Below are 11,778 nucleotides of genomic sequence, written 5' to 3'. Positions count from 1 at the left end.
GTCCAGGACTGCTTGGGTCCAGCCGCCCTCTATGACGCCTGTGGCGTCCAGGACGGCCCAGTCGACCACGTCGGACGCCTCCACGACCACCGGGGCGCCGATGCGCACGCTCTGGTCGGTGTTCGCGTCGCTGGCGCTCACGCCGACGATGCGTTCCGGGGCCTCCCACGAGGTGACGCCCGCCCAGACGTACTCCGGGCCGTCGTCTCCGGGCAGGCCGTACTTGACCACCAGTTGCGACTCGGTGGGGAGAAGGCCGGCGACGAACCGGGCCCGCGCGTCATCCAGCGCGGCCCGGGCGGTGGCGACCGCACGGCTCATCGCGTCACCCGAGCGGGCGTAGCGCACGTCCGGCTGGATCCCGGAGAACAGGGTCGCGCAGGCGGCGGCGTAGTAACGCCCGTCCGGGCCGGGGTGCCCGGCCGGCGGGCGCAGGCTGAGGAACGAGTCGGCCTCCGGGTCGGTCGCCGGGTCCAGTTCGAGGCGGAGCAGCACCGGGGCGGTGGCGCCGTGCTGCTCCGGGTTGCCGTACGCCACCGCGATGTCGTGCCCGGTGACCGTGGCCAGCACCGGCAGCTGCACGAACGCCGGCACCTCCTCGCCGGTGAGCCCGTCGGTCCAGTCCCGCAGCAGTCGGCGGGCCGCCCCGGTCATCACCGCACCCCAGGCGCGGGTGAGGTGGTCGGGCACCCCCTGGGTCTGCAACTCCAGCAGACCGAAGCGGCGCAGGCCCTTGGTGGTGAACCACAGGCCCTCGGTGTCCGAGGAGTACGGCACCAGCACCCAGTCGACAAGCCGGATGCGGCCCTGCTCGTCGGGGAGGGAGCGCAGCGCGGTCGCCGGGTCGAGGAACTGGAGGCCGAAGACGTCCACCACGTCGCTGTCGACGGATTCCGCCACGGCGGCGGCGACCGCCCGGGCGGCCCACTCGTGCGCGGGTGGCCAACCGGGCCGGTACTCGGCCTGTACGACCACCAGGTGCGTCGCCGCCGCCAGCCGGTCCAGCTGCTCCTTGGTGGCACCGAACGCGGTGAGCAGGTCCGGTGGCAGCTCGGGGAACTCGGCGATCGGCCGGGTGTCGACGCTCATCAGCGGGCTGTCGAGCATCTGCCGGGCCAGCCCGTGCACCGGCTCGGCCAGTCGGCCGGTCAGGGCCGCCACCGCTGTCTTCGCACTGACCTTCGGTAGCCCCGCCATCGGCACCAGGTAGGTCGCGCTGAGCGACTCCGGCACCGGTACGGGCAGGAAGTCGTCCGTGATGAGCATTGTGGGATCCCCCGGTGGCCGCGCCGGTGTTGTCGAGCCGAACGCTACCCGGCCCGCCGGGCCCGGTTCAGCCGGACAGCACCAGACCCAGGTAGACCAGCGTGGTGACCACCTCGACGGTCGCGCCGAGGACGTCGCCGGTGATCCCGCCGAGGCGGCGTACCACGTGGTTGAGCAGCGGTAGCGCGACGGCGATCGCGGCGACGACGGCCAGCGGCCCCTGCCACGGACGGCCCGGCACCGCGGGCACCGCAAGCAGCACGACGGCGATCGCGCCGGCGGCCACCGCGACCGGGCCGACCGTGCCGGCGACCAGCGCGCCCAGCCCGTCGGGCCGGGCCGCCGGCACTCCCCGCCGGCAGGCCACAGTGACACCGAGTCGCCCGGCCGCGGTCGCCGCGACCACCGCCGCGACGCATGCCGGCCAGGACCGACCGGCGAGGTCGGCGAGCGCCGCGGCCTGCACCAGGAGTACGACCACCAGGGCGACCACCCCGAACGGGCCGACGTCCGGCTTCTTCATGATCTCCAGGGCGGCAGCGCCCCGGCGGTACGAGCCGAGCGCGTCCACGGTGTCGGCCAGCCCGTCCAGGTGCAGCCCCCTGGTGAGCAGCGCGGCGACGCCGACTGTCACACCGGCCGCCACCAGCGGTGGGGCGAGCGCCCCGGCCAGCAGCAGCAGACCGGCCAGCAGGGCGCCGAGCAGCGCGCCGACCACCGGGGCGAGGGTCATCGCCGTGCCGGCGACCGGGCGATCGATGCGTCCGGCCCGCACCGGCAGCGTGGTGAACGTGGTGACCGCCAGCCGGGCTCCCGCGAGCAGCCGTGGCTCAGCCGGCACGCCAGCCCGACGCCGGCTGCTCGTCCGCCCCCGTGCTGGCCGGGCCCGGCTCGGCGAAGTCGGGCTCGGTCGAGTCGGGCTCGGTGAGAGCCGGGTCGGCGTAGCTCGGGTCGGTGGACTCCGGCTCGTCGGCGGCCGGGTCGGTGTCGTCGGTGCCGGCCAGCGACGGGTGCACCGGCAGCGCGGCGGACAGCGCCAGCACCGAGCGCAGCAGCGGCAGCGCGACCAGCGCGTTCGCGCCCTCGCCGAGATCCATCCGCAGGTCGAGCAGCGGGGTGAGGCCCAGTACGTCGGCGGCGAGCCGCACGGCGGGGTGCCCGCCGTGGTCGGCCAGCAGGCACCAGTGCCGGGCCTGCCTGGCCAGGTCACGGCTCACCATGCCGGCGGCCAACCCGACCGGCCCGTCGAGCAGCACCGGCACCCGGCGGGCGGTCGCGCCGAGCAGCACACCGGTGGCCACCGCCACGTCGCCACCGCCCAGTTCGGCCAGGATGTCCTTGGCGCCGCGCGACGAGCGTCGGGTGCGATGCAGCGCATCGCGTACCGCCGCGCAGCGGATCATCCACGCCGCGTCGTCGATCTCGCCGGAGTCGGTGATCACCCGGCCCAGCACGGCGGGCGGCTCCGCGCCCGCTGTCGCCGCGAGCACCGCCGCGGCCGCCGCCTCGGTGCCGGCGCCGCACGCGCCGAGCACCAGCAGTTGTACGCCGGCGTCGGCGGCCTGCTCGGCCAACCGCCAGCCGTAGCGCAGCGCGGACTCCACCTGTTCCGGCGCGAGGGCCGGCTGGTCTTCGATCGGCGCGGAGGCCGGAGTGTCCACCACCTGGAGACTCGCGCCGCTCTCGGCGGCCAGCCGCGCCAACGCGCCCTGGCCGGCGCGGGCCTGTGCGGCGCGGCGCGCCGAGTCACCGGCGACGGTGCCGGCCGCCGCCCCGCCGGCGTGGTCGCCGTGCAGCAGCAGCACCCGAACCGAGCCCCAGGCGGCGGGGGTCGAGGTGCCCTGGGTGGCGGCGGCGAAGCCCACCACCCGGTCCAGCACGCCCAGCCCGGCACCCGGTACGTCCAGCGTGGCCAGCCGGTCGACCGCCTGCGGGCCGGCGTACTCGTCGGGCATCGGCAGCTCCATGCCGGGCTGGATGACCAGCCCGGTGGACACCATCGGCAGCGCCATTGTCGGCGCGGCCCACGGGTTGCCCGGCTCCCCGGTCGGGGCGGCCGGCGGCGTGGGAGTCAGCACGTCGGGCAGCTGCACCTCGGGGGTGGGCTCGCTGTCGGCCAGGCTCGCCACGACCGGTGCGGTGGCGGCAGCCGTCGGCGCGGTCGCGGTGGCGGGAACGGACGGTTCGGTCGCGGTGGTGGCCGGCTTGAGCGAGACCGGCTGGGCGACGACCAGTACGACCGCGTCGCAGGCGTCGGCGACCGCGCGGTTGGCCGCGCCCAACGCGTCGGTGAACGCCCGGCCCAGCGGGGTGGTCGGCACCAGCGACAGCCCCACCTCGGGGCTCACCAGCACCACCCGGGCGGCACACCCGCGGATCGCCTCGGCCAGCTCGGTGATGGTCGCCACGTCGTCGGCGGGCTGGTGGTCCGGGTCGAGCAGCACCGTCACCCAGCCGCCCAGGTCGTCGACGAGCAGCATCTCGTTGGGCTCGGCGGACTCGAGCACGTCGGCCAGCCGGCGCGGGTCCTCGGTGGTCTCCTCGGTGGTCCAGCTGCCCGGCCGTCGGGCGCGGTGCGCCGCCAGCCGGGTCGCCCACTCGGTGTCCTCCGGGTCGCCCTCGGGCGCGGTGGCGACGTAGCGGACCACCGGCGCGTCGGTGACCAGGGACTCGGCGAACTCGGACTTGCCGGACCGGATACCGCCGAGCACCAGGACCGTGTTCCACCCGTCTACGGACATGCCCGTACCTTAAGGCCGCCCAGGGTTGCGGTGCCTGCCGGCCCGTCGTTCAGTCGCAGTGCTCGAACCCGCTGCCGTAGCTGACTCCGCCGGTGGAGCCGCCCCACTTGACGCACGTCCCGGCGGCGCTGGCCCGCACCGGTCCGGCGTAGTAGTCAAAGGACCCGCTGTCGGTGCTGCGTGCCCGCCCCTGCACCTCCAGGTACGCCGAGGCGGCCGACTTCGCGCCGACCGCGGTGTCCTTCAGGGTCACCACGCAGTTGGTGCCGGTGCCCGCGTGGTACAGCAGGAAGACCCGGCCCTTGCGCTGCCCGTCCCCGCCGGTCAGCGTCGCCGAGTCGATCACCTGGTAGCCGCTGCCGCACGCCTGTGCCGCCGTGTACGGGTTGGGCCGGCTGGACGAGGTGCGGCTGGGCGTCGGTCGGCTGCTGGCCGTACCGGTCGGTGTGCTGCCCGGCGTCGCGGTGCGCGTGTCCGGGGCGGGGGTCGGCGCGTCGGCCCCTCCGACGGAGCCGGTCGGCGCGGCGGACGCGGTGCGGTTGGCGCCCGGGGCGCCGCTGGGCGTGGATCCCGAGGTGCTCGCACCTTCGTCGTCGAGCGCGCCGCCGCCCGGGGCCGCCGCCGATTCGCCGGCCAGGGCGGGCGGAACGTCGGCCCCACCCTGCTCTCCGTCGGGCCGTAGGGCCGCCACGGCCACGGCGATCAGTGCCACGAGAGCGACCGCGCCGACCCCGACCAGCAGTTGCCGGCGTCGGCCGGACGACCCCTTCCGGAGCGCCTCCTCGCGGGTCGAGCCTGGCCCGGTCACCGGCGAGGCCGCGAAGCCCGCCGGCGTGGGCACAGCGGCGGCCCCGACCGGCGCGGAGGGCCCGGTCGGCGTCGACCCGGCCAACGGCGTCGGTGCGCCGGAGGGCGTCGGCACGGGCGTCGGTGCGGGCGGTGTAGCGGCCGGGGTGACCGGAAGAGCCGAGGGTGTCCCGGGAGTGGGTACGGCCAGCGCCCACGGTGGGCGGGCCGAGACCGGAATGCTCGCCAGAGTCGCGTCGCGGGCATCGGCGGCGGCAGCGGCCAACTCGGCGGCGCTGCCGAACCGGTCCTCCGGACGCTTGGCCAGCGCGCGGGCCACCACTGCGGCAACCGCCGGTGGGGTGTCCGCCGGTAGCGCCGCCGGGTCCTCCTGGGCGTGCCGCAGCGCCACCGCGAGGGGGTTGTCACCGTGGAAGGGCGGCTGCCCGGCAAGGCAGAAGTACGCCACCGCGCCGAGCGCGTAGATGTCGGTGGCGGCCGAGACCGGCTGCCCGGTGGCCTGCTCGGGAGACATGTACGAGGCGGTGCCGAGCACCATGTTCGCGGCGGTGAGCCCGGCCATGGTGCGGGACCGGGCGATGCCGAAGTCGACGAGCACCACAGTGCCGTCGTCCTTGACCAGCAGGTTGCCCGGCTTCACGTCCCGGTGCACGATGCCGGCGACGTGGGCGGTGTGCAGCGCGTCGGCGGCCTGGGCCAGCACCGACATGGTGGTGGCCGGATCCAGCCGCGTGACCGCGCGCACCCGGGCGGACAACGGTTCGCCGTCGACGTACTCCATCACCAGGTAGTCGACCTGGCTGCCGTCGTCGAGCGTGGCCTGCCCCACGTCGTGCACCGGCACCACGCCGGGGTGCCGCAGCGCGGCCAGCATCCGCGCCTCGGCCCGGAAGCGGGCGGTGAACTCCGGATCGGCGACCAGCGACGGCAGCAGCACCTTCACGGCGACCTCGCGTTCCAGCAGCACGTCAGTGCCGCGCCAGACCGCGCCCATCCCACCCGTCGCCACCCGCTCGCCCAGCCGGTACCGGTCGCCGAGCAGCACTCCCCGTGTCAGCACCAAGCCACCGTACCGGCCGGCGTCGATCGGATTGATCCACCCCGTGGGCCCCCGCCGGGGCGAGCGAGCGGCCGTTGCGCGCCGGGCCGACTACGCTGGCGAGGGTTCGTCCCACGGGGACTTCAGCGGCGAGGGGAGACGCGGCATGGCGTGGAGCTGGCGGTACGAGGGCACGGACGGTCAGACGGTCGAGGGACCGGCGGAGTCGTTCGGCAGCCAGGCCGACGCCGAATCCTGGATCGGTCAGACCTGGCGGGAGCTCGCGGCGTCCGGCGTCACCTCGGTCGCGCTCGTGGAGGACGACCGGGTGGAGTACCGGATGAGCCTGCTGCCCACGGCCGAGTGATGGCCTACGACCGCCCGGGCGGTGACGGGCTGGTCCTCGGTGTGCCCAAGGCGGCGTTCCGGCCCAGCCCGGTCTTCCTCGGCCTGGTCGCGCTCTTCGCGGTCAGCGGGGTGCTGACCTGGAACGGGTACGGCAGCGTCCGGTTCAACGTGTTCCTGTTCGTGGTGTCCGGCTGGCTGGTGTCGCTCTGCCTGCACGAGTACGCCCACGCGGTGGTGGCCTACCGGGCCGGCGACCGGGACATCGCCCATCGCGGCTACCTGACGCTCAACCCGTTGAAGTAAACCCACCCGTTGCTGTCGATCGTGCTGCCGGTGGTGGTGGTGCTGCTCGGCGGCATCGGCCTGCGGGGTGGCGCGGTCTGGGTGGACCGGCACGCCATCCCGGGTCGACTGCGGCACACCCTGGTCAGCCTCGCCGGCCCGGCGACCAACGTGCTGTTCACGCTGGTGCTGGTGGCGGCGGTGCGGTTCGGCACCCAGTCGGATGGTCCGGTGGAGTTCTGGGCCGGGGTGGCGCTGCTCGCCTTCCTCCAGCTCACCGCCAGTGTGCTGAATCTGCTGCCGGTGCCCGGCCTGGACGGCGGCAACATGATCCAGCCGTGGCTCAACCCGCAGTGGCGCAAGATGTACGACCTGTTCGCGCCGTACGGCTTCATCCTGCTCTTCGCGCTGCTGTGGAACCCGCGCATCGGCGGCTGGTTCTTCGACGCGGTCTTCGCGGTCGGTGACCTGCTCGGTCTGCCGTCGTGGCTCTACGCCACCGGCCTGGAGCTGATCCGCTTCTGGCGGTGACCGGCGACCGGGCGCAGTTGACCTGACCCGGCGACCAGACGGACCTGACCTGACCCGGCCCGGTCGGCGCGAAACTCTCGCGCCGGCCGGGCCGGAACGACGTCAGGGACGCTGCGCGGGGGACTCGGTCTTCGCCGCGTCCCGCTCGGTGATCGGCTCGATGATGTCGTCGATCGCCTTGAGCAGTTCGGCGTCGAGCTTCACCCCGGCCGCCTTCACGTTGTCGTGCACCTGCTCGGGGCGGGACGCGCCGATGATCGCCGACGAGACGTTCGGGTTCTGCAACACCCACGCGACGGCGAGCTGGGCCATGGTGAGCCCGGCCTGCTCCGCGAGGGGCTTGAGCTGCTGAACCCGGGTGAGCACGTCGTCGTTCATGAACCGGGAGATGAAGCCCGCGCCCGACTTCTCGTCGGTGGCCCGGGAACCGGCCGGCGGCGGCTGGCCCGGCAGGTACTTGCCGGAGAGCACACCCTGGGCCATCGGCGACCAGACGATCTGCCCGATGCCCAGATCCTCGCTGGCCGGTACGACCTCGGTCTCGATGACCCGCCAGAGCATCGAATACTGAGGTTGGTTGGAGACCAGCGGGATGTGCAGCTCCCGGGCGAGCGGGTGCGCGGCGCGCAGCTGCTCGGCGGTCCACTCGGAGACCCCGATGTAGTGCGCCTTGCCGGAGTGCACGACGTCGGCGAACGCCTCCATCGTCTCTTCCAGTGGCGTGCTGTAGTCGTACCGGTGGGCCTGGTAGAGGTCCACGTAGTCGGTACGCAGCCGGCGCAGCGAGCCGTTGATCGACTCCATGATGTGCTTGCGGGACAGGCCACGGTCGTTGCGGCCGGGCCCGGTCGGCCAGTAGACCTTGGTGAAGATCTCCAGGCCCTCGCGGCGCTCGTTCTGCAGCGCCCGGCCGAGCACGTCCTCGGCGCGCGTGCCGGCGTACACGTCGGCGGTGTCGAAGGTCGTGATCCCCGCATCGAGGGCGGCCCGGACGCAGGCGAACGCCGCGTCCTCCTCGACCTGCGAACCGTGGGTGATCCAGTTGCCGTACGAGATCTCGCTGACCATCAGGCCGGAACGGCCCAGGTGTCGGAATTCCATGCACCGACCCTAGCTCCAGTGGATCAACACCGGCGACCGGTGACTCAGAGCACCGGGTTGGCGTCGGTGAGTAGCCGGTCGATCTCCTCCAGCACCTCGGTGCGATCGCGGTGCACCGGATCGATGAGCGGCACGCCGCGCCGGTCCAGCGCGCCCCACCGCCCGTTGTCGCTCTCGATCAGGAACGCCACCGGGTGGACGACCAGCATCCGGTGCGCCGGCGGGACCAGCACCGTGCCGGTGCGGTCCACCACGCCCCGCCGACCCCCGACGTCGACCACGGCGAGCCCCTCGTCGGTGAAACCGTCGATCTGCTGGCCGTCGGCCAACTCGGTGACGAAGCCGTGGTAGCGGGTGGGCACGATGACCCGACCGGTCCGGTCGACCGCCCCCCACCCCTCGCGCCGTACCGCGGCCAGCCCACGCCGGAACGGTCGTACCTCGGCGAAGTTGGGCGCGACCTGCACTGCCCCGGTCGCGTCGATCGCCGTCCAACCACCCTCGCCGACCACCCAGGCCAGGCCGTCGCTGAACGGCTGTGCGGCCCGGAAGGACGGCGGGATCACCGTCGTACCGAGCAGGTTGATCAGCGACCAGCGATCGGTGTCCGGCCGGCGGACCCAGGCCAACCCGTCGTGGAAGGGCTGCGCCTCGGCGTACCGGGCGGGGACGACCACGTCGCCGTCCTGGCTGGTGTAACCCCACAGCGACCCGTCCCGGTCCGGCAACGGGGGTCGGTCCCGGTCGAGCACCTCGTCCCGACCCCGGGGGTACGCCCCGAAGCCATCCGCCTCGGCCCGGACGGTGACCGCGTCGAGGGCCACCCGGACCCGGTCCAGCAGTTCGGCGTCGCCCGCGCCGCGCAGGTCGAGCGCCTTCTCGAAGTGCTCGCAGGCCTCCATGAGCCGCCCCTGGTCGTAACACGACCGTCCGGCGTGCTCGTGCAGCGCGGCCCGCAGCCGGTCGGGCAACTCGACCGAGTTGGCCTGGGCGAAGAGCTGGTCGGCCTCGGCGAAGTCGCCGCGCCAGCGCAGCACGTGGGCCAGCCGGGCCTGGGCCAGCGCGGTCCGGCGCAGCTCGCCGGTGGCCTCTGCGTAGGTGAGGGCGAGCCGACCGTCGGCCAGCGCGTCGTCCAGGTCGCCGAGAATCCGCGAGGCCACCGCCCGCAGGCTGAGCAGCCGGGCGCGGGCACGGTTGTCGACCGCCGAGCCCAACTTCTCGGTCAGCCGCCGCCGAATGGCCCGCAGGTCGTCCGGCTCCGTCAGCTCCTCGCGCAGGGTGACCGGGTCCAACCGCCACCGGTACGCGGCCAGCACCTGCTCCGGGTCGCCCGGGTCGGCCAGCGACGGGCGGGTCACCACCGGCGGTGCGTCGTCGGGTGGCGCGGACACCGGCTCGTTCTCCCCGTCCGAGCCGCTCCTCGGGCCGGGTACGGCGGAGGCGGGTGGCCCGGACGTCGGCACCACCGAAGCCGGCGGCCCGGAGACGGGCGCTGCGGCGGGCGGCGGGGTCGAGGCCGGCGGTGCGGTCATGGGCGTGGCGGCTGGCGGCGCGGAGACGGGCGCTACGGAGTACGGCTGCGCTGACGCGGGCGGTGCGGACACCGGGGCTGCGGTCGGCGCTGGTGGTGTGGAGACGGGCGCCGCGGCGGGTGCTGGCGGCGCGGAGACGGGGGCTGCGGGCGGGGCGGATACCGGCGGTGCCGGAGGTGCGGAGACCGGCGTGACCGGGACCGGCGGTGCCGAGACGGGCCGGCTCGTGTCGTCCGCAGCCGTGACGTGCTGCGCCGCGTCGTCCCGCCAGTCGTCGAATCGCGAGCCGTCCGGCGGGCCCGCGCTCGCATCGTCGATCGCGTCCGTCGGCTCGTCGGGCGGCGTGAGTTCGTCCGTCGGGTCGTACTCGACCGGATCGGTGTCCTCGCCGGGCGAATCGGCGACTGGCTGCTGGTCGGCCTCGCCCTCGGCTTCGAGGTCGGCTTCGGTCCGCTGGTGGGGCATCGCGACGACAGGTGCGCCGGAGACGGGCTGGTCGCCGTCCAGCGCTCCCGTGTCGAAAGCGGGCTGCGGGTCGTCGTCCAGGTCGTCCACCCAGAGCCGAGGGGCACCGGAGACGGGGTGGGCGGGCGGCGCGGAGACCGGGTCGAACGCCTCGTCTGGTGTCGACCCGCTGGTGTGCCCGTCGGCCACGTCGAGGTGGCTGTCGGCCGTCGACGTCTGCCCGTCCGGTGCGACCGGTGTCACGGAGAGGTTGGGGTCGCCGACCGTCGACTCGTCGTCGACCGGGTCGAACGACCGCTGGTCCGTCGCCGGCTCGGCCTGGTCGGATTCGGCGGGCTGAGCGGGGCTGAACCACGCTTCCGGCCCGCGGGTGCCCGGAACGTCGTCCGGCTCGTGAACGGCCGCCACCGGCTCTTCCGAGGGCGGTGGGGGTACGTAGCGGCGCGGCGTACCGGGGGCCGGCGGGAGCGCCGGCGCGACTTCCGCCGCCGGTGGCTGCGGGGCCGCCGGAGCCGGAACCTCCGGGGTCGGGTCGGCCGGGGTCGGGTCGGGACGGGTCGCCGGTGGCGGCGGTGCCTGCCAGGTGGGTGGCGGGGCCACCGACGGGCGCGCGTCCGCCGTCGGGGTCAGTCGCTCCGGCGAGTACGGGCGCTGCTGCGCGGCCGGGCGATCCCCGGGGTGCGGCCGCTCCGCCGGGGGCGAGCGGTCGGGGGAGGTCGGGCGGCGGTCGGTCGGTGGGGTGCCGGCCAACGGGTCGCCGACCCTACGGCGGTCCGGGTCCGGCTCCTCGCCGCGCCGTTGGTCCGCCGGACGGTCCTTGGTGTCCGGGCCGGGGTAACGCGGCGGGGCGGGATGCGCGCCGGACGCCGGTGGCGGTTCGGCCAGCGACCGGCGGCCCGATGCTGGCGGGGCATCCGAGCGTTCGTCGGCGCCGGGCGGGTCCACCGGCGCGGGCAGGTACTCCAGCCGCAGGCGCGCGGCGGGTGGCCCGGAGACGGGCCGGTCGGAGGCGGGGGAGACGGGGGCGGCCGACACCGGCCGGTCCCAACCGGTCGCGGCGGGGGAGACGGGAGCGGCCGACACCGGCCGGTCCCAGCCGGGGGAGACGGGTGCTGGCGACACCGGTCGGTCCCAGCCGGGGGAGTCGGGTGCCGGCGACACCGGTCGCTCCGGGGAGACCGGTGGGACCGGCATGGCACGGCCGGAGGCGGGCGGCGCCGTCGCGGCCGGACGTACCTGTCGCTCGTCGTACCGTGCCGGAGTGGCCGCCGGGCGCTCGTCTGGCCGGGACGGCGTGGCCGCCGGCCGGGCGGGCCGGGCGGCCGGCCGCGACGCGATGCCCGGCTCGGCGCTGCGGTACGGGTCGGGGCTGCGGTGCGGGTCCGTGCTGCGATGCGGCTCGGTCGGGCGGTGCGGGTCGGGGCTGCCGTGTGGGTCGGTGCGGTGCGGGTCGGTGGTGCGGTGCGGGTCGGTGGTGCGGTGCGGGTCGGTGGTGCGGTGCGGGTCCGTGGTGCGGTGCGGATCGGTGCGGTGGCCGGGCTCCCGGGTGCGGTCCGGGGTGCGCTCCTGGCGCACCGGACCCGGTGCTGGCCAGGGCAGACTGCCGTCCGACCGTTGGCCCGGCTGTGGCCGGGGCTCGCGGTAGGCGTCCTCACGAGGCGCGTCC

At 75.1% G+C, this 11,778-nt stretch carries 7 protein-coding genes and 1 pseudogene; 2 read left to right on the top strand and 6 right to left on the bottom strand.

The window, feature by feature from the left end; genetic code table 11:
- The 4 genes from KBX08_RS31070 to KBX08_RS31055 form a co-directional block, all read right to left on the bottom strand.
- The coding region (locus KBX08_RS31070; protein ID WP_210787316.1) for a DUF2314 domain-containing protein at positions 1–1,266 on the bottom strand (1,266 nt) is incomplete at its 3' end.
- Positions 1,267–1,333: 67 nt separating this feature from the next.
- On the bottom strand, positions 1,334–2,107 hold the full coding sequence (cobS, locus tag KBX08_RS31065) for an adenosylcobinamide-GDP ribazoletransferase (protein WP_210787313.1): 774 nt from the start codon (positions 2,105–2,107) through the stop codon (positions 1,334–1,336).
- Positions 2,097–4,007, bottom strand: coding sequence for a bifunctional adenosylcobinamide kinase/adenosylcobinamide-phosphate guanylyltransferase (locus tag KBX08_RS31060; RefSeq protein WP_210787309.1), 1,911 nt, complete (start codon positions 4,005–4,007; stop codon positions 2,097–2,099). The genes cobS and KBX08_RS31060 overlap by 11 nt, the downstream gene beginning before the upstream one ends.
- Before the next feature lie 49 nt (positions 4,008–4,056).
- On the bottom strand, positions 4,057–5,874 hold the full coding sequence (locus KBX08_RS31055; protein ID WP_210787302.1) for a serine/threonine protein kinase: 1,818 nt from the start codon (positions 5,872–5,874) through the stop codon (positions 4,057–4,059).
- Positions 5,875–6,019: 145 nt separating this feature from the next.
- Here KBX08_RS31055 and KBX08_RS31050 point away from each other — a divergent pair, with 145 nt between their 5' ends.
- Both KBX08_RS31050 and KBX08_RS31045 read left to right on the top strand, forming a co-directional pair.
- Positions 6,020–6,220, top strand: coding sequence for a hypothetical protein (locus tag KBX08_RS31050; RefSeq protein ID WP_030337978.1), 201 nt, complete (start codon positions 6,020–6,022; stop codon positions 6,218–6,220).
- A pseudogene (locus tag KBX08_RS31045) lies at positions 6,220–7,014 on the top strand (site-2 protease family protein). The gene KBX08_RS31050 and the pseudogene KBX08_RS31045 overlap by 1 nt, the downstream one beginning before the upstream one ends.
- Positions 7,015–7,116: 102 nt before the next feature.
- On the opposite strand, the gene KBX08_RS31040 reads toward KBX08_RS31045, so the two are convergent.
- Entirely contained in the window at positions 7,117–8,115 is a 999-nt protein-coding gene (locus tag KBX08_RS31040; RefSeq protein WP_210787293.1) for an aldo/keto reductase family protein, read from the bottom strand.
- A gap of 44 nt (positions 8,116–8,159) precedes the next feature.
- Entirely contained in the window at positions 8,160–11,687 is a 3,528-nt protein-coding gene (locus KBX08_RS34815; RefSeq protein ID WP_307850700.1) for a WG repeat-containing protein, read from the bottom strand.
- Positions 11,688–11,778: the final 91 nt, after the last annotated feature.

It is taken from the genome of Micromonospora sp. H61 (assembly GCF_018070325.1).
GTDB classification, from domain to species: Bacteria; Actinomycetota; Actinomycetes; order Mycobacteriales; family Micromonosporaceae; genus Micromonospora; species Micromonospora salmantinae.
Note: the sequence above shows the minus strand (reverse complement) of the source record. Positions and strands in the feature narration are given on the sequence as shown.